General features: G+C 46.9%; 9 protein-coding genes and 1 tRNA gene. 2 read left to right on the top strand and 8 right to left on the bottom strand.

Features of this window, described 5'->3' with window-relative positions; translation table 11 throughout:
- Positions 1–276 precede the first annotated feature (276 nt).
- From ABZR88_RS08410 to ABZR88_RS08375, 8 genes are all read right to left on the bottom strand, one after another.
- The gene (locus ABZR88_RS08410) at positions 277–1692 is read right to left on the bottom strand and encodes a YeiH family protein (protein ID WP_107828541.1); all 1416 of its coding nucleotides are present in this window, start codon (positions 1690–1692) and stop codon (positions 277–279) included.
- Positions 1693–1720: 28 nt separating this feature from the next.
- On the bottom strand, positions 1721–3160 hold the full coding sequence (locus ABZR88_RS08405) for an NAD(P)/FAD-dependent oxidoreductase (protein WP_245917037.1): 1440 nt from the start codon (positions 3158–3160) through the stop codon (positions 1721–1723).
- Entirely contained in the window at positions 3150–4748 is a 1599-nt protein-coding gene (locus tag ABZR88_RS08400) for a hypothetical protein (protein ID WP_107828540.1), read from the bottom strand. The genes ABZR88_RS08405 and ABZR88_RS08400 overlap by 11 nt, the downstream gene beginning before the upstream one ends.
- 13 nt (positions 4749–4761) lie before the next feature.
- Positions 4762–6114 carry a hypothetical protein gene (locus ABZR88_RS08395; protein WP_107828539.1) on the bottom strand — a complete coding sequence of 451 codons (1353 nt, stop codon included), beginning with the start codon at positions 6112–6114 and terminating at the stop codon, positions 4762–4764.
- A 26-nt stretch (positions 6115–6140) separates the two neighbouring features.
- Positions 6141–6212 (bottom strand) — tRNA-Cys (locus ABZR88_RS08390).
- Positions 6213–6219: 7 nt separating this feature from the next.
- The gene (locus ABZR88_RS08385) at positions 6220–7161 is read right to left on the bottom strand and encodes a cyanophycinase (RefSeq protein WP_107828538.1); all 942 of its coding nucleotides are present in this window, start codon (positions 7159–7161) and stop codon (positions 6220–6222) included.
- Positions 7162–7179: 18 nt separating this feature from the next.
- Entirely contained in the window at positions 7180–8538 is a 1359-nt protein-coding gene (locus tag ABZR88_RS08380; protein WP_107828537.1) for a RagB/SusD family nutrient uptake outer membrane protein, read from the bottom strand.
- A gap of 18 nt (positions 8539–8556) precedes the next feature.
- Positions 8557–11655 carry a TonB-dependent receptor gene (locus ABZR88_RS08375; protein WP_107828536.1) on the bottom strand — a complete coding sequence of 1033 codons (3099 nt, stop codon included), beginning with the start codon at positions 11653–11655 and terminating at the stop codon, positions 8557–8559.
- Positions 11656–12418: 763 nt separating this feature from the next.
- On the opposite strand from ABZR88_RS08375, the gene ABZR88_RS08370 reads away from it, so the two are divergent.
- Entirely contained in the window at positions 12419–16180 is a 3762-nt protein-coding gene (locus ABZR88_RS08370) for a LamG-like jellyroll fold domain-containing protein (RefSeq protein ID WP_211309805.1), read from the top strand.
- Between the two features lie 197 nt (positions 16181–16377).
- Positions 16378–20760 (top strand): hybrid sensor histidine kinase/response regulator transcription factor, encoded by a 4383-nt coding sequence (locus tag ABZR88_RS08365; protein WP_107828535.1) that lies wholly within the window; start codon positions 16378–16380, stop codon positions 20758–20760.
- The last annotated feature ends 311 nt before the right edge of the window (positions 20761–21071 follow it).

Here is a 21071-nt window from a genome sequence, read left to right as displayed (position 1 = left end):
AATGCCAGCGATAGCACGGCCAACAGGCAACACATACTAATACTTAAACTTTTAGGCATGATTGAAACTGTAGACAATGATCATTGGCTGAAAGATAGATTTCATGATAATCGCATAAACCATCCCTGTTGCGCACAGAAGCATAACCCGAGCTCATTGCCGTTAATCCCGGGTATGTAGCCTCAATAAAGGCGGGGTCATTTTTAAAATGATGACACTGCCGGCAACTTGCTCCATTGTTGCGTAGTTGAATACTATTCAGGATTTTCATGCTGATTAATGTGTTACAATGGCAGACCAATAATGCCCGAAAACAATTACCGATAGTATATAACCCAGAATTACATTGACCACCACTCCGGCTGTAAATGCAATTACAGGTTTGCTGCCCGCCGCGGCTAATTCGCGGAAGCGGGTAGTTAACCCGATACTGAAGAAACTAAAGGTAAAAGCCCAGGTACGCAAAGCAGTGATAGGCAGTATCAAAGCCGGCTTTACTATTTTGTTGTACTCAGCCAGTGTATTGCCATGTATAATTAACGAGGTGAGTATAGATGCCACCAAAAAGCCGATCACAAACTTGGGGAAGCGTAACCAGATCTGGCTAACCTGCACTTTTGAAGTAGTTTCGGCCGGTTCCCAGTAAGTAACCGAGATCAAGGCCAAAACAAATGCCCAGATACCTATCCAAATATCGCGACCAATAACTTTAATAAGTGTATAAGCGGCAACCGCTTGATCTGCCGTACCGGCTATACCCAGATGACCACCAGTCAAGCCACCGTATGATTGTGCGGCGGCCAGTCCTGCGGCGTCAGCAAACTCCGAAGTACCAATCCAGGCGCCGCCAATACCCGCAGGCAGCCTGAGCACACGGCAAACTATCGGCAGCACAAAAATCATAATGATGGCATAAACCACCACCAGGCTAATGGCCACTGGCGGATGCTCTTTTTTAGCACGAACAGACCCGGCGATGGCAATTGATGCAGACACACCGCACACAGCCCCACCAGCACCTAATACCGCGGCTAAACGACGATCAAGTCCAAGTTTACGACCCACAAAAAATATAGTAAGGAATGTGGCCAGTGATACAAGGGAGGCTTGCAAAATAGCTACCGGCCCTGCCCAGATAATTAAGGTAAAAGGCAGCGTTGCACCCAATAAAATAATGCCCAACTTAATATAAAACTCCACCCTGAAACCGGCATCAAACCACCGGGGTAATTTGGCTATGTTAGCAATCAACAAGCCTAGGGCGAGCGCCACCAAAGGCGGTTCAAGCGTGTACTTGCTGGCCTGATCCCAGCTGCCCAATACATAAATGATAGTGGATATAGCAAACACAAATGTGAAAGCCGGAATAAAATGCCTTGGCTTTTGCCCGATGCGTGTTGTTACAATAGTGAAAAGCAGCAGCAGTACCCCGAATAGGGCCAAATATCTGACGCCGTCTTTACCAACCTGATTTGCCAGTTGCGAAAAGCTTGACCATTTGCCGGGTGCTACTGCAATCCACGATATGCTGGAACCAGAGAGGTAAAATATATAAGCCACGGCAACAATACCAAGACCCAAAATCACCGCCCACCAGTCTTCAGTGAGGGATGTGAAAGTATTCTTTTTTGCCGGAGCGATTTCTGGATTGGCCGTAGATTCGACTACCTTCAGGTTTATATTTTCTGCCATAAATTTTGATCAGTGTTTTGGTTCGATTTTAGTTTTTAAAAATGTCTTTAAGTACCCGCTGCGCTGCGTTATAACCACACATACCATGCACGCCGCCTCCCGGAGGTGTTGATGACGAGCACAGATAAATCCCCTTAGCCGATGTTCGGTAAGGCGATCGGCGCAATGCCGGGCGGGTAAACAACTGACGGATATCTATAATACCGCCATTGATATCGCCGCCTATGTAGTTGGTGTTATAAGCCTGCAGTTTGCCGGTGTCAAACGTGTGCCGTGCCAGTATGCGCTCGCGGAAGCCTGGGGCAAAACGTTCCACCTGTTTTTCAATAATCTCTGTCATATCCTTGCGCGAGCCGTGGGGTACATGGCAATAGGCCCACCCGGTGTGGCGGCCTTCGGGTGCGCGGGTAGCATCAAACAAACTTTGCTGAGCCAGCAGCACAAAAGGCTTTTCAGGGTGATGACCATGGGCCGTCTCGGCTTCGGTACGCACAATTTCTTTTAGCGTGCCGCCAATGTGCACCGTGCCCGCCCGCCGCACGTCCAACGCGCAGAACGGAATAGGTTCGGCCAGCGCCCAATCAATCTTAAATACCCCCATACCGTAACGATAGCGTTCCAGTTGCCATTTATAGATATTAGAGAACTGATGACCAGCTATGCCAAGCAGCTGTTTGGGGGTAACATCAAACAACACCGCCCGGGCCGATGGCAGTTGTTCCAGCTTGCTGATGTATCTGCCTGTTTCAATTTTCCCTCCCATTGATGTAAAATAGGACGCCAGCGCCGATGCGATGTTTTGCGAGCCACCTTTGGGTATGGGCCAGCCTTTTAAATGCCCGTTAGCCATCAACACCAGTGCAATGGCCGACGTAGCCATGTTGCCCAGCGGTTGTATGCTGTGCGCCGCCATACCGGCAAAAAGCCCTTTGGCTGCCTCGGTTTTAAATACTTTGGACAGTTGTGTGGCTGGTTGTAGAGCTTTTATACCGAAAGCCGCCATATCCAATGGCCTTCCTGGAATACTTAGTGGACCAAGTACATCTTTAGCCATACCCGGCCAGCTTTTTACCAACGGCTGCAACAGCTTCAAATAAGCATCTCGGTCTACTCCCAGCGATACCGCGGTATTAACCAGCGATGTTTGGAGTGATGCCGCGGTGCCATCATCAAACGGATGGGCGGCAGGCAGTTCGGGATAGATCCATTCCAGACCATGCTCACCTAACGGCAGCGTTTCAAAAAAAGGTGAGGCCGCCGCCATCGGGTGAATGGCCGAGCATACATCATGCCGGTACCCCGGCAATGTGAGTTCTTCGGTGCGCAGGCCACCGCCTATCTGGTCTTTACCTTCAATGAGTAAGACCGACAGACCGCGTTGCTGTAAGGTAATGGCAGCAGCCAGCCCATTCGGACCGCTGCCTACCACTACTGCATCGTAATCAGTATGTTGTTTATTAATACTCACCGGCTACCAGCTTGCTGTCTTTCAACGCATACGGTCTGTTAATGCGGTCAAGAACTATATAGATATCATTTTTATGGTCGTCTTTACCAGTCAGTATCACATGAGCGCCGTCGGCGCTATCGGCATAATGCAACACCATGCGGGCGCGCTTGCGTGTGTCTTTACTTTCCTCGGGCACGCCACGCTCACGACGGGTTGACCATGCTTTTGGATCGATACCATGCACCTCATCGCGGATGTTGGCTTTAGCATCTTCCGGAATAAAGCTTTTCTGCTGTTTCGGTGCCTCTGCCTTTTTACGGCCCGCACCACGGCCACGGCGATTGCCGCTTGCAGCCAACTTATCCTGCAGGTAAAGCACCTTATTCAGGGTGTCGGCATCGTAGTAAAATACGCGGTGGCCGCCTGCAACGCCTGTCATCTCAAAGCTGCGGTTAATATCGCGCATGGGCGAGCCGCCGCCGTTAGACAGATCGAGCTTCAGAGGCTTGTGTACGTTAAAGGTTAACGATGACCATTTTTCAAAAGTCACATTCTGCCAGCGCACCGAGTCAAGCGGCGAGTAAGGTACATCCTCCCCGTTCAGTTTAAACTCGCTTACGGTATAATTGCCGCGTAATTGTTTAACGCCTTTCATAGCAGGTTGCTTGTATGGGTCATAGCGCCAGTTTACATACTGCACGTAAAACAACAGTACACCGAAGATTAGAATGGTCAATGTTTTTAAAATGATGCGGGTTACGCGCAACCACTTTTGGGTAAATTGAGGGGTAAGCACCGCCGGTACAGTGAAACGCTCGCGCACCACCAAATTATAAACCGGCACAGCGTCCAGCCAAAGCAAAAAACCGGCAAACAATACAAAGTAAGAAGCGTACACATGTACACCGCCATCATAAGCCAGGTTTACATAGGTGATATCGCCAAGGGCGGCAAACAACATAATGGCACCAAACGCTGTGGTTTTCCGGAAGAAGAGCATCGCGCCTGCCGCTACTTCTACAATACCGGCAAACACCTGATACCAGGGCACAATACCTACCGATAACCAGTAGATCTTCTGCGCAGTCAGATCTCCAAAGTTGGCGTTCAATACGCCCAGCGATGGATAAGGCATCTGCACCGGGAATAACTTGGTAAATCCGAAACCAATGATCCCGATGCCTGCGCGATACCTCACTACAACCCGCAGCCAATAATACAGCGTGCGGTATTCTTTGTTCTTGCTGTCAAACAGCGTCCAGATCAGGCCGCCAACAGTCGCAATGGCTAGCACGGCAACCCAGTCTGCCCAACCCAGCAGGTTTAAAGCAGGGTTTGAAAAACGCACCAGCGATGGCTGAAAACGCGCTATATCATACAGATCGCGGTAATGTACGTGGAACCAATTAATGGTAAAGAGGTTTTTGTACCACTCAGCCCCCATCGGGATTGACATGCCGATAAAAAAGATAAAGGCAATGCGGAAGGCCACACGCTCGTACGGCTTCCAGGCTGATGGCTGTTTGGCGGTTTGTCCCGGTGAGGTTATTTTATTATCCTGCAAAACTTCCTGAAGATTGGCAGGTGATGATGTGATAGTCGACATAAATTTAAATCGATTATAGTTTAGTGACTTTGCCACGGCCCTCTGATGTGGCCTCCAGCAGATATTTCTTCGGCAAACGGGCAAGCGTAACCTGGATAGAGTCTTTACCGTGACTGATACCGTTCAGTACAATGGTGGCATCGTCCGGACGTTGGTAATCCAGCACCAGTTTATCATTTGCGTAAGCCGGATTACGGTTTTGCAGCAGTAATTGCTGGTGCACCTCATCAACCGTATAGCTGTAATAGGTGCGACCGGCAGAGCCCTGCAATTCATAATCGCGATTTTTATCATCGGCACTAAACTCTTGTGTGTTCAGGCTGTCAACCTGTAATGCTTTTGGGGTACGGATGCTGATGGTGTTCCATTTTTCAAACACCACGTCCTGCCAGCGGGCGGTATCGGTAGCCGAATAAGGCAGCTCCTGATGATTGACGCTGAATTGTTTTACATCATACAATCCTACCGCACCGGCCAAACCCTTAGCCTGCGGATATTGGTAGCCTTGATAAGCGGCATAAGTTTTCCATCCGTAAAAAATCACAAAAAAGAAAACAAATACGCTTTTAAGCGCAACACGGCCTGTTCGCCATTGTCCTTCAAATACAGGCTTAAGTCGGTTAGGTTCGGTAGGCTTGCGCAAGCCCACAAGGTTGTAGATACGCTGTGCATCAAACAAGGTTAAGAACGATGCGATAAGCAGCAATGTCAGCGCATAAACAGCCTCGCCCCCATCATAAGCCAGGTTAGCAAAGAATACGTTACCGGTAAACAATAACACGATGATGACGCCAAACAATGTAGTGCGGCGGAATAGCAGCAGCAAACCGGCCACAATTTCTACGCCGCCTAAAAAGGCCTGATAGCCAGGAGTAATGCCCAGTGTAAGCGAAAACAATTTCCAGCGGTTAAAATCGCCGTAGGCTGTATTCAGGTTACTGAGCGATGGCTCCGGAGATTGCACCGGGAAATACTTGATAAACCCGTAAGCAATAAGGGCGATAGCCAGGCGGTAACGCAGGATAACGCGCAGCCAGTAATACAGGTTGTTATACTCCTGGCTATTCTTATCACGGGCTGTCCAGATAATGGCCCCGATGAGGGCAATGGCAGCAACCACGCCTAGATCTGCCAGCGTGGCCAGTCCCCAGTTGCCAGGGTTGTAGGCCTGTGTTGGCTGCGGCGTGTAACGACTGATATAAAAAATGTCATAAAAATGCAGGTGCGTCCAGTCGATATGGAAGAAATGGGCGTAAAACTTCCAATCGAGTGGGACAGCCTGCAAAATAAAGTAGATGAACAGCAACCTGAAGCCCAGCTTCTGGTAGTTGTGCCATGGTTTTGCAGTGTTGGCTAATGTGCTCATAATGGTTAAATAGTGGTATTGAAAAGACGCCGGGGGCAGATTCGAACTGCCGTTAAAGGTTTTGCAGACCTCTACCTGAACCGCTCAGTCACCCGGCTTTGTCCCTTAATTACTTGATTCTGTTTTTGCTACGTTATTGTTTTTATTACGTCGCGGCTCCTGTATTACCTGGCGTTTAGCCAGATCATACTTTTGCCCGGCGCCCAGGAAGAAAAATGGCCCGTTTGATGCCGTAAAATCTTCGCGGTTATTCACCACGTGCTTTTCGCCATTATTAATAATAGTGTTGTAATCATAAATAGCTACGTATGATTTGCCCAGCACCTGCAACGTATCGCGCTGTACCAAGACGGCGGTAGCTTCGTTCAAACCCAAACCGATTAACTGCGGTGCCTTGCGGATAAAATCAACCAAAGCAAACTCGCGGTTGCGCACAAGGATGTGCTGGTCTATAGCCGAGTTTTTAAGGAAGCCCAGTCCCTGGGTATGATCGCCAATTTCTACCTGCGCACCTTTGGTATCACCACGCCACAAAAACGAGCCGATGATGCTGGCGCCCGCAGAGCTACCGGCAATTACCCCACCCCTGTCCAACAGGTCAATAAATGCCTGATGGGTAAGCGTATTGAGGTATGAATCGGCAATGTGCCATTGGCGGCCGCCTTCAAAGTAAACAGCGGTAGCTTTTTTTATAGGAGCGATGAATTTCTCGCTGTTAGCTTCTTTAAAATCGCTGGTGTGTAGCAGCACGGCATTTTTGATGCCGGTTTGTTTCTTCACCTCATCCACCGCTTTCTGATCAAAAGCGGCCGAATCACCCGCAGCAGTGGTTACCACTACCACAAAGGCTTTGTCTTTACCACCGGCCAGCTCGGTAAACTTGTCCCAGATATCGCGCTGAGAACCAACGTTACCGCCAATGATGAGCAGACTGCCCTTCTCTGGCCCGTGGCGGGTTGGCGATTTTTTAACCGTGATAGGCGATTGTTGCGCAAAGGCCATCAGCCCTGCAGCCATTAAAACCAATAAACTTGTTAATTTTTTCATATCGGGTATTGTTGATGATTAATAACCAGGGTTTCTGTTAGTACCGGCCAGATTAGGGTCTACCAGCGTTTCGTTGTAAGGGATTGGGAACAGGTACAGATGCTTATCAGGTAAACTCAATACTGTTTGTGCCCTGTCTGTACGCACCAGGTTAAACCAGCGGTCGCTCTCAAAAGGAAATTCTACCTGGCGTTCTTTTTCCAGCGCCAATAGGATATCGCTCAGCGTTGCCGCAGTGCTTGGCAAAATGCCTGCACGGGCACGCACTGCGTTCAGATCTTCCTGTGCACTGCCGGTACCTATCAGCTTGCCCTGGTAAGCGCGGGCCTCAGAACGGATAAAGTACAGCTCCGCAATACGGATAACATAAGCCGGATCTGTACCCACCGGCGTACGGTAATACATTTGGCCATACCACAGGTTACCCGGGGCTGCAGTCCGGGCAATCAGCGCACTGCGGTTGCCACCTACTGTCGGATCATTCAACAAGGCAACAAGCGCATCATTAGGTGCCCACTCACGTCGGCCACCCAGCGCCGGCGGCAACCACCAGTTGCTGTGCCCGTTAGTGTTTGATGACGAGTAAGCCAGCTCAAAAACCGACTCTTTGGTAGCCACCGCGTTGTTGGCAAAAAAGCTGCTATATGGCGATACCAAACCATAATTGGTATCATTGATAACCAGCGTTGCGTATTGCTCAGCATCGGCCCATTGTTTCTGGTACAGGTAGTAACGGGCCTTGAGCGCCTGTACGGTTTTAACACTAACCCGGTTACGGTTCAGCGTTGTAGGCACCAGTGCTTCTGCTGCGTTCAGGTCTTTCAGCACCTGAGCATAAGTATCGGCCAGGCTGCTGCGCGGGATGTTGGTATTATCTGTTGACGAATAGGTTGGCTTCAGTACCAACTGTACGCCTCCCCAACCGCGAGCCAAATCAAAATAGGCCAGCGCACGGATGAAGTAGGCCTCACCCAGATATTGGTTACGTTGAGCCGTGGTAAATAATGGATCTTTAATACCCGGTACCTTGTCTAAAACATAGTTGGCTTGCGAAATGGTTTTATAAATAGCCGTCCACGCCGACTGTACGTAGCCATTGGTTGCCGAGGTGATATGCTTGGTAATCTCACTCGGATCGGCCTGCGAGCCGGTCCACTGAATATCACCACCAGATAAATAAGATAGCGCCTGGAAGTTTGAACCATAGTAACTATTGCTGGCCAGCGTATTAAGCAAACCGTTGGCAGCGGTGGCAGCCGTACCGGCATCAACAATGGCCTGCGACTGGTCTACCTGTAGTTGCGGCTGCACCTCCAGGTATTTTTTGCAGGAGCTGAAGATGAGCAGGACTGATAATATCGAAATTGCTTTTTTCATAATTAGCATCGTTGTCGTTTAGAAAGAAATATTAGCGCCGGCCTGAATGGTGCGCGGCAACGGCGGTGTGCCCAAATCATAGCCCAGCACGGTTTGCGATGATGACACGTTGATCTCCGGGTCCGGACCTCTGTATTTGGTCCACAGCCACAGATTTGTGCCGGTTACATATACCCGCACTGATGCAATGCCAATGCGCTGAGTAAGGCTTTTAGGTATTGTATAACCTAGCGTGGCGTTATCCAGGCGCAGGAAAGAGCCATCCTCAATATTGCGGGTAGTAGGGCTCAGCGTGTAGTTATTGTTCAGCGCTGTGAGGCGTGGCATATCGGTAATGTCGCCTGGTTTTTGCCAGCGTTCTAGCTGACGGGTATCCATGGCGCGATTGGCATCACGCGTACCGCCGCCTTCCAGAAAATAGTCGTTGTTATTGTAGACCTTGTTACCATAAACAATGTTAAAAAACACCGACAGGTCAAAGGCACGGTAACGGAAACTGTTGGTTAGACCGGCTGTAAATTTAGGCAGTGCGTTGCCCACCGGTTCCAGATCATTTGACGTGATCTTGCCATCATGATCGTAGTCGTCATAAACAGCGTTACCTGTTTGCGGATCTACGTACAATTGTTTGTAGGCATAGAAGGTGTACATTGACTGCCCTTGTACCATGCGTTCGGCAGCATAGGCAGCAACTACCGGCGTTGGCAGTTTTTCAATTTTGTTGACGTTGCGTGAGAAGTTGAAATCGGTACTCCATGAGAAATGGTCTTTCTTGATGTTAGTACTGCTGATGCTGAACTCAAAACCACGGTTGCTGATCTCGCCGGCATTAGCCAGGATTGAGGTAAAGCCACTGCTTGATGACAATGGCAGATTTAACAGCAGGTTGCTGGTGTATTTATCATACACATCGCCGCTCAAGGTTAAACGATCATTAAATAAGCTCAGATCAATACCGATGTTAGACTGACGGGTACTCTCCCATTTCAAATCCGGATTGGCCAGTTGCTGGGCGGTAATACCAGGACTGCTCAGGTAGTTGGCACCTGCACCCCACAAGCCGCGCGATGCAAAATCATTAATACCATTCTGATTACCCGTAACACCAATGCTGGCACGGAATTTCAGATCGTTGATGGCCTCAACATTCTTCAGGAAATCTTCCTCTTTTGCGCGCCAGGCAATGCCGGCAGAAGGAAAGAAACCAAACTGATGGTTAGCACCAAAACGCGAAGAGCCGTCATAACGGGCGCTGGCCTCTATATAATATTTGCTAGCATAGTTATAGTTTACCCGGCCAAAAAATGACGACAGGTTTGAACGCGTTTCGCTCCCGGTTGCTGTTGTAACCGCCGCCGACTGGATCTGTTGAAAAGAATCATTCGGGAAGCTGGTACCCTGAGCCTGGGTGTAGGTGTTAACTGTCCCCTGTAGAGAGTTACCCACTAAAGCGCCAACGGTGCTTTTACCAAATACGTGGTTATAGTTTAGCGTCTGCTCATCGGTCCAGATGGTATTATTAGTTACGCCTGATGTACCGAGGTTTTTATTAGCTGCACCCAGATTGGTTAAACTGTTCCAGTACTGAAACTCGTTATAGTTATTAAAGTCAATGCTCCAGCTGGTGCGGAATTTAAAGTCTTTACCCAGCTTAGCTTCACCATAAACATTACTGATGATGCGGTTACTGGTTGAGTGCATGTTGGTATTGTTCAACAATACCTGCAGGTTATCAAAACCGGCCCATTTAGCGGGCGAACCATCGGCATTATACTCCGGCAGATAAGTTGGTGTATGCAGTGCCGATTGCAGGATACCGCCTTGAGGCCCGTCGCCCACACGGGCAAGGGTACGGTAGGTTTGGGTAAGCGTATTGCTGGTTCCCACTGTCAGGAAACTACCAATCTGCTGATCGATATTTACCTTGAAGCTGGCTCTGCGGTAGTCATCAGTCTTTAAATCTGCCTGTTGTTTGTTCAAGCCACCACCGATGTAATAGGTAGTACCACCATTGCCGCCAGAAATAGAAGCGTTATAGTTTTGCAGGAAACCGGTGCGGAAAGCCTCATGCAGTCGATCATACGTAGGCTGGTCCTGCGGCAGTCCGCGCGGTGCAGGTGTGGCTGTCGGGTTATCAGTCAGCGCGCGGAAGGGTTGATATTTATAGGTCGCGGCGGCGGTGGCATTGCCGGCAGCAATAGCATCAGCCTCTGAGTTACGGTAAAACTCGTTAACCAGCTCCGCATGCTGCGGACCGGTTACCAGATCCCACAGTTTAGGGGCCCAGGCTCCACCGAAATAAGTACTCAGGTTAACCTTTGGCGAGCTGTTCTTTTTACCGCGTTTGGTGGTAATTACAATGACACCGTTGGCAGCACGGGCGCCGTATATGGCAGTTGCATCGGCATCCTTCAATACAGAAATGCTCTCAATATCATCGGGATTAATGTCAGACAGCGGACTGCTGGCCTGCCCCTGGGTAGTGATGTGCTGCAGCGATGTACTGTTTACATATACCCCGTCAATTACATAAAGCGGGTCATTACTGGCGTTGATAGAAGTGGTACCACGGATGCGGATAAACATACCATCACCCGGGATGCCGGTAGAGGCACTTACCTGAAGACCAGATGCTTTACCCTGTAATTGCTGGGCGAAGGTGGCTTGCGGTTTATCGCGTACCTCATCAGTCTTAATACTGCTTACCGAGCTAATGAGCGATTTACGGGTTTGGGTACCGTAACCTACCACAACCACATCATTCAGCTGTTTGGTTTCGGGTTTTAAGTAGATGGTTACCGGGCTGCCGTTGGCAATTTTCTCCTGTTTCTCATATCCTATAAAAGTAATAACCAGTGTATAAGGATATTTCTGACCGGTTACAAAATTAAAGCGGCCTTCTATGTTGGTTGATACGGAGTGAGTGGTTCCCTGTATAGCTACCACTGCGCCGGGCAGTGGTTGGTTGTTACTGGCATCCAGTACCTGACCCTCCAGTTTAGAGTTAATAGTGGGTGGCGGTTCTTTTTGGGCCTCGGCAAAAAGCGGTACTAAAACAAGGGCTGAGAGTAAAAAATGATAAAATAATAGTTGTCTGCTACGGATAAATATGTCCATCTTTAGCAAGGGTTTAAGTAAATGAAAATTCGTTTGCTTGTCCTGAGATGAAGCCTCCGGTGAGTGATTGGCGTTACGTAACCGGTACTTCATTGCACAACCGGTAAGGCTTCCTTACCGGTTTTTTTATTTGTTTAGTTTATGCTGATTTCATTTTTGGAGAACGCGTGATGATAGTTGAAGCAGGCAAAAAACCTACCCAGGTAAAAAAATTCTATTATTGAGGGGAAAGTGCAATTAGCAACAACAGCAGGCTTTGCACATCATGGGCATGATGCACATTCGGTTTGCTTGTTTTTTAGCAACCTGTTTTTTGTGAAAAGTAGCTTCCATTGCCGTTGTTTATCTTAATTGATGAGGCAAACGTAAATAATTAAATTTAATCTACCAAATCCATAGACTAACTATTGTTATATTAAAGCTCAGGTAACAAAATTATTATACTACTTGCTATACCGTTTTGATGTAGACGAATATGCCAGAATTCGCGACATACTGAGAATTCGAAAACCCAATCACAGCCAGGAGCTTAAATCACTCAAAACCAGACCAGACTCCGAGATATACAAATGGCAGCGAATCTGCTATTATCGCGGCGGGCCTATCTCCCACCGGCCTGAGCACCGACATCGTACTAAAAGGTGTTGGGGCTTATGTAACTTTATTAATATCAGCAATCACCTTTATTAAATTATTCTATTTTAGATTTATTATTACCGCGTCTGGTTCGGTTACCAATTATATACCCCTTATTTATCGCTTCATGAAAAAAGTTACAACGCTTTATTGGGTTAAAGGTCAGCTTTTTAGACCTGTTGTGTTGATTTTTTTACTGCAATTTATAACGTACCTTTTTGCTCATGCGCAGTCTGCATCTGAGAATCCCCGGCAAACAATGGCGGGCCAGGCTGTTAATCCCCAAAAGAGCAATGAACCCGGGCTGCTTTTTTATCTGTCGGGCGATAAACAGTTCGATGCAGATTTTGCGGCGGGCGGTCAAACCCAGCCTAATTTTCTGCGTGATGTTAAGGTAATTCCAACGGGGGCAAAAGGCTCTGGTTTTGAAGCAGGCGATAATGAACAGATGACCTACTGGGCACCCGGAAATATTTATACCCAGCGTGGTACTTTATCTTTTTTCTGGCGTTCAGGTTACCCAGTGGGACCTACACAATTTCCGGTTTTCAGGGTTGGCTATGCCGATCACTCCAGCTGGGATATGGTGTGGCTCCGCATAGACTACAATGGTTCGGGGTTTGATGCTTTCGTTACCGACATTGGGTTATCGCGTACAAGGGTATCCTATTTCATGAATGTTTTCCCCAAAGCAGATCAATGGATCCACCTGGCCCTGTCATGGGACGAGACAGAAGGTGTACGCTTTTATGTAAACGGAGAATTGGTTAAGCAGCAATCTGCACCGGGTAACGTTGCCAATGTGTATGATAGCGGCCTTGATCAATTTGGCCCGCACTCGCGTGTTATTAGTCCTTACCAGGTACAAAGCGACTATAATTTTGTACGTGGAGGCGATATAGACGAGCTGCGCATTTATGATCGCATGTTATCTGACGATAACATTAAACAACTATCTAAAAACGAGATTCCTAAAAACATCCCCCCACTGGCGCGGGATTTAGATGACCGCAAGTGGCGCGATGAATGGTGGACCCGCAACGGCTGGAACCTGCCCAACAAAGCGCCAAAGCCGCTGTCATCGCAAAATGTTGCTGTTAGAAAAGTAGAGATACACGAGGTTGAAGACGTGCGCCGATGGAACTGGAAGGCTACTGATGGCATACGCGAAACCACCTGGCCGGGGGTTTATAACATGTCGCGTTTACCGGGTCGTTATGATTATTTTACCTTGCCAGATTGGGATACTTATTCAGTATCAGGCCAATCGGTTAAATTTATATTACCTGATGAGCCCTGGAACCATGTTGAAATATGGGGTAAGGCCTGGGGACAACTCACCATGGAGCGTGCTACGCTACCTGACACCACCTTTGCAAAACGCACCCAACAGCAAATCAAATCATATCATGATCTGGATTATGCCATGCAGGGTGGCAAATTACGCTTTGATAATGCCTTAAAAGAAGAGCCAATTGGAGAATTGAGTGTTTATAATGTAAGCGAGGGTAAAGCGCCAGAGGGCCGTTTAACCGAAACATTTACCTTGGCTCCTGCTCCAAAAAATACCGGCAACAAAGGCCTGGATGAAATAGCGGCTTTTGTTAACGGACGCTACCCTATTGATGAAGCTACAAAGATGGTGGGCATTTTACCCGGAACAGCAGCTCCGGATAACCCTGAGCCTGTTGTACAGCATAGCTTACCTTTTATTCATCTCATGATACCTTACGGCAACCATCCTGACAATGGATTGGATGGCGTAGAGATTGAACTGCCTGCATTGCCTGTCAAAGCCACACACGATGGCCTTTTCCCAATGAACATCCGTGTGAAAGACCCGCTATGGCAAATGCGCGATCTGGCCGATTTTAGTTTTTCGGTTAAACCTAACGAAGCGCATACCTTGTGGATTGATACACGCGACCGTGTTTTGCCGGAAGGACATGCCCTTTATATTTCACTGGCGGGTGCAGGTGCAGACCTGACACCGGCGTTATTAAAAGGCGCTCATATTCGCCTTATCTATAAATCAAAAAAAGAAGCCACGCCGGAGCATGAACTGGATCGTTTTACCCAGGCACGGGATCTGTATGGCTCTACCGTAGAAGAACGGCCAACTTCGCCAAAACTTAATCTGACAAATCGCTTCAATGCAGATCTGTATGACCTTTTTAAAGTAAGTCCAGACTATTGGCTGGGCAAAGCTTATAAATACGCCTACACCGGCAATGTTAATGATCGCCCTGAATATAAAATACCAGAGGCGCCGGCCGGTGTGCCTAAATGGGCGTTTTTGCAAACAGAATATTTAAAACATTTAGCCACACTTATTAACTATTACATTGATAAGCGGCAAATAGCCAATGGCGAGTTTGGCGGCGGCTTATCTGATGATGACGACTGGACCAATACTTTCCCCGGGACAGCGTTAATGGGCATCGAACCGGATAAAACACTTAAGTCATTACGGTCAATGATGTCGGGCTTTTTTAATAACGAACGCAGTCCATACGATGCACCGTTACGTCAACCCAGTTTGCCATTGTTCACCAACGGCATATCAACCATACAGGCTGATTACTTACACTCATACGAGGATGGTAATGAAGCAGTTGGACAACTTCAATTACTAGACTATGGTAATCCGACCTATATTAATAAAGGCATGGCAATTAGCAAGCAAATGCTGGAACGCGTAACGCAAATCAATCCGGCCGGTCACCGGCATTTTGTTTCGCGGTATTATAGTGGCACCACCATATCAACAGATGAACCATGGCAGTGGTCGCTTCCGCGTTCTTATAATCAGCTGCATTCATCTTACTTATTATCGCTTTATAATGGGAGCCCCAAACTGCAAAAAATGCTGGTAGAAATTGCCGATGGGCTGCTGGCACACACTGACGCCAATGGCAATATTTATACCGAAATTAATTTCAGTACCGATAAAACAAGGGGCCAAACTGGCGCTTCTGGCGTTATGCAGGTTTTTAAAGCTGCTTATGATATAACCGGCGATAAAAAGTATCTGCTCAACAGCAAACGCAAGGAATCAGACACGCGCAACCTAAATATGGATAGCCTGGCAACACGCTATACCGAACGCATTAAAGACCTGGCCGCACGGGAGTTTATCAATACAGTAGGCCCCGTTTGGATAGACCGGATAGTGGCGCCCGATAACGATATACAAACCGACAGACTTGGTGGCGTAGCGCTAACCCGTATGACCAACATTTATCCACAGCATTTTGTAAGTTGGAGAATTGATCAACCGGCCGGTTACCAAAGCCTCGCCGTATTTGTCAACCAAGCAAGCAATACTAACATCAGCGTTGTTGCTTATAATTTAGACCAGCAGGTGGTTAGTGCCGATATGTCTGTGTGGAATATTAAACCCGGAAAATGGAAAATAACGCAGGGAATTGATAACAATAATGATCAGCAGATTGACGGAAAACCGATGGTTAAAACGGTAAGCTTAATACCAGGCGAGTCATTAAAATTGAATTTCCCATCCCGTAAAAACGCCATCATTAAACTGGAATTATTACAGGAAGACAAAGTACCAGTAAATAAGCGTGTTGACCTGGGTATTGCACCTACTGACGTTAAAATAAACGGCAATGAATTAACTGTACGTATTTATAACGTTGGTTCTGTTGACGCGCCCGCAACCACGCTTTCAGTTAAAGACGCAAAAGGCCTGCTTGTTAGCACCGTGTCAGTTCCGCCAATAAAGGCCCCGGTAGATCTGTTGCCTAAGTGGGCCGATCTGACCATAAAAGTGCCTGTAGGCACAAATCTAAATTCTGGCAGTGTGCAACTTGATCCCGAAAAGAAATTATTACAAATAACCCGTTTAAATGATATGGTGAGCTGGTAAGATTTGCATGTTATGGTTACATAAAATTGAGCTATCGGTTTTTTAAAAGGAGAAACAAGAAAATTTATTTTTTGCAATCGATTGCAAAAAATCTCAATGTTAGCTACATTGGTCTTACAATGCCTGGCAAGTTGTGGCATTGTAATCCAATTATAAACAATTAAGGTTCAAGCTTTGAACCGTTGAGGGGGGCTTACATGAAAAGATTTTTATTGCTTTTGTTAGCTATTGGCTACTTAACTGCGCAGTTTAGGCCTTGTTTTGCTCAATCTGATCCACCGGCCAAAATTGAGCATTACTCTACAGAAGATGGATTATCTCATGACGTAGTGACCACCATAATGAAGGACCACGAAGGCTATATGTGGTTTGGCACCTGGTACGGTTTGAACCGTTTTGACGGTAATCACTTCACATCTTTTAAATCGATTGCAGGAGATTCGTCGCAGATAAAAAATAACCGGATCGATCAGATCACCGAAGGCTATCGCAACGTGCTTTGGGTAAAGGCCTATGACGGGCAGATCTATCGTTTTGATAAAACCCACGAGAACTTCCGGAGCCTGGCGGCAATATTGAAATTACCAGGCAAGGTTGAGTTTGAACATGTTTTAGCGGTAGATAAAGATGATATCTGGGTAAGCATTGCAGATGGCGGCGTTATTCATATCCCTGATATATATCATCGGCCTACAAACTTTATATGGTATAAAAAAAATGCCGATGGCCGCCGAAATATCCCTTCAAATAAAACTAATTGCTTTCTTAAAGATCAAAACCGCAACGTATGGTTGGGTACGCCAGCGGGACTTGTTTATTTGAAGCATACTCGTGCGAATAGTTATGACGCTCCTATTACGCTGCTCAGCAAAAAGTCTGGACTAAATATCACTGCCCTCTCCGAGTGTTCTGATCGTTTATTTTTTGCATCTGCAACTGGCTCGTTATATAGCTATACTAAAAGAAACTGTCGGTTTAAGGAGTTTATGCTGAGCAATCAAACGCTAAACAACCTACTTGTTTCAAGTGATAAAACCAGCCTTTATGTAACATCTGCAGCCGGAGAGCTTGTAACCTTATCGCTAAAAGATGATACCTGGCATAAATATACCTCGCCGTATAAACAGGCCCTGCACAGCATGTTTCAAGACTCGCATCAAAACCTTTGGATAGAGCCCGAGCAAACAGGTATTTTGAAATTCGATGCAAATAAACGGTTCAAAGCCTATACCCAGAATAACGACTCTAAGAACATTAATGCCGGTAATCACTTTAAAGTGTTTGAGGATATTAATGGTTTGATTTGGTGTGTGCTGCGCGATGGAGGCTTCGGCTACTATGATACGGCTAGTGATAATATCAATTATTTTCACAACCAGCCTGGATCAAAAGACCGTGCTTTTTCAAACCTGGTAACGGTGGCGTATTACGATCCATCGGGCGTTATGTGGTTGCATACAGATGAACACGGGGTAGAAAAGATCATCTTTCAACCAAAAGCTTTTGAAAACCGATTGGTAAAGAATAATGCGATCTTCAAATCAGATAACGAGATCAGAGCCGTTTGCGTGGACCGGACCAACCGGACCTGGATCTGCGCTAAAGCCGGACCAATATACTGGCTGCAAGATGGCCGTTTGCTGCCGGGAAAATTTAGCAACGCTGATCAGTATAAAATTGGGGCTGTTTATTCCATCATAGAAGACCGTCATGGAAACATTTGGATGGGAACCAAAACCAATGGTTTGTTTGAAGCCATACCCAACGATACACAGTGTTCTTCGTACCGGCTGATCAATTTCATCCACCACCAAAACGATATCAACAGTATCAGCAGTGATCAGATCTATGCCATTAAAGAAGATGCAAACGGCCAGATCTGGGTTGGAGCTTTTGACCACGGCCTTAACCTGCTGCAAAAAGCTGGAAATAAAATTTCTTTCCGCCGGATATCGGACGGTCAATATGGCTATCCAAAAGACTTTGAAAAAATACGCGTCATAGAAATTGACAATAAAGGCAATTTGTGGCTGGGCACAACCGAAGGTTTGCTGATCCTGCAGCAACGCGGCGATAATTACAGCTTCAGCAGCTACAATAAAAGACCTGGCGACAAAACAAGTATTGGAAACAATGACATACAGCACATTCACCGGGATCATTTAGGGCGCATGTGGCTATCCACCTCCGGAGGAGGGCTGGCGTTGGCCCAATCCAATCAGCATAATAATACCCTGTCTTTCCGTTCATTTACGACGGCAAATGGGTTGGCAAATGACTATGTATTGAGTTGCACGGAAGATAACGCAGGAAAGTTGTGGATCGCCACAAAAAGCAGCATCTCACGGATGGACCCGATTACCTGGCATATTAAAAACTTTTCTTCATATGACGGATTGAGCACCGACGGCTTTTCTGAAAGTACCTGCGGAAATACCCGGGATGGAAAGTTGATATTTGGAACCACTCGCGGATACCTGGAATTTGATCCACAGGATATTGTGCCCCACCCTATCAATGCAAATCTGGTTTTTACCAATCTGCAGGTAAACAACCAGTGGGTTGGTATTGCCGATAGCTCCGGCATTTTAAAACAAAGCATTAACCATACAGAAGCCATTACCCTCCATTATAGCCAAAACGTTGTCAGTGTTGATTATTCCATGCTGGATTACCGTTTTGGCAGTAGCCTGCCCTTTGTTTACCGTTTAAAAGGCTTTGATAACGAATGGCATAATAACAGTAATCAGCTACGCGCAACCTATACTAATATTCCTGCCGGCCACTACCTGCTTGAAATTAAATGTCCAGATGCTGACCGGTACGGTAATGTGCCTTATAAAAGTCTGGCCATTACGGTATTACCGGCGCCGTGGCTGTCATGGTGGGCCTATTTACTTTATGCAGCGGTTATTGCAGCCATTGCATTAGTGATTTGGAGAAACACCATGACTGCCTTTAAACTGAAGCAGAAACTAGCCATTGACCGTGAGCTGACTGAACTTAAACTCGGCTTTTTTACAAATATATCTCATGAATTGCGTACACCGCTGATGCTGATCCTGAATCCTATAACCCAACTGGCTAAATTGCATGCGCCCGATCAGTTGGAGCGACAATATATTGATATTGTTGAGCGTAATGCCAACCGCATGGTACGGTTTGTTAACCAACTACTGGAATTCAGAAAGCTGCAAAGTGGGAAACCAACGCTCGATCATTCCAGCTTTGAGATGGCCGGTTTTATCAGAAACATTGCCGCCAATTTTGAGGATGTGCGGATGCAAAAAAGTATCAACCTGGAGATTACAGGCTACCAGGCACCACTACACGTGCAGTATGATCAGGATAAAATTGAAACGGTGATTTATAATCTGCTGAGTAACGCATTCAAATTTACAGCAGATGGGCGAACGATAACGGTAAATATGGCCGTTAAAACTATTGACCAACAACTGGAATTAACCGTAACCGATCAAGGCTGTGGCGTACCCGATAATGAGCTTAAACTGATATTTGAACTGTACCACAGCGATCAGCGATCGGCCGTAAAGAACAGTAAAGGCACGGGCATTGGCTTAGCCTTATCAAAAGAACTGGTAGAGTTGCACGGCGGTACTATCACGGCAGTTAACGTACCATCCGGAGGATTATGTGTTAAAATCACCTTACCACTCATCAGGGCCAATAAGCCGGAAAGCGCTGCAATAAACAGCAGCTTGGTTATTAATGAGTTGGGCACATTAGATAATATTTCACAAGTGGTACCAGAGCCGCCTGTTGGCGCACCACTGCTTATGCTGGTGGAAGATAATGCAGATATGCGCGAGTTTCTTCGCATGCAATTGAGTGAGATCTATCGCGTTGAAACTGCTGCTGACGGAATGGAAGGGTTGGAAAAAGTGCGGCAACTAATGCCAGACATTATTGTAAGCGATGTAATGATGCCGGTAATGGATGGCATTACCTTAATTGATACTTTGAAGAATGATCCGGTAACGAGTCATATCCCTGTTGTACTCATGTCGGCCCGCAGCGCCGTGGAGCATCAGATCATCGGGCTAAATTATGGTGCCGACTATTACCTGGCCAAGCCATTCCAAAACGAGTTGTTAATTGCCGCTATCGACGGCATCCTTGAACGCCGCAAAAAGATGTTCGAGAAATTGACGGTAGATAAACGGGTGGTCAATCTATCGCCATGCGAAATCATCGTTACATCAAAAGATGAGGCGTTCCTGAAAAACGTCATCCAGATCATCGGCGATAAAATGGCCGATCCGGATTTTGATATTGACACCGTGGCCGAAACCGTTAACATGGCCCGTGCTACTTTTTATAAAAAGTTTAAAAGCCTTACCCAAATTGCGCCGGTAGAGTTTGTTCGCGATATGCGGCTGCAGCGCGCCAAACAATATTTTGATGCCGGCCATCATAATGTGGCAGAAGTTGGTTACACCGTCGGTTTCAGCAGCCCTAAATACTTTAGCACCTGCTACAAAAGCAAATACCGCATTGCACCGTCTGACTATATCAGATCTGTTAAAACGCCGGTAGAAACAGCACCTGCCGAACCATAGCCCATTGTCACCTTACTGTTTAGCTATACTCGAATAACCACCACTCAGCTAGTATCGCCAAAAGCCCCGGTCTATCACAAGGCCGGGGCTTTTTATTATGGGTTTATCCTGATTCATGAACCCTTTATACCAGTTTTTGAACCTCTGCACCTGCCTCTCCGGCATAATTTTGAGCTGACTAATAAACCAAACCTCGCGGATCTACCCGCTTATCAAACCAATTAAAAACCGGGCACCCCTGCGGAAGGGATAATTCCTGAAAACCTAAATGCAGCAGATCAGAAAGGAGCAGTGCAATGTAAACTAACCAA

Origin of the sequence: Mucilaginibacter yixingensis, from assembly GCF_041080815.1 — a bacterium.
GTDB classification, from domain to species: Bacteria; Bacteroidota; Bacteroidia; order Sphingobacteriales; family Sphingobacteriaceae; genus Mucilaginibacter; species Mucilaginibacter yixingensis.
Note: the sequence above shows the minus strand (reverse complement) of the source record. Positions and strands in the feature narration are given on the sequence as shown.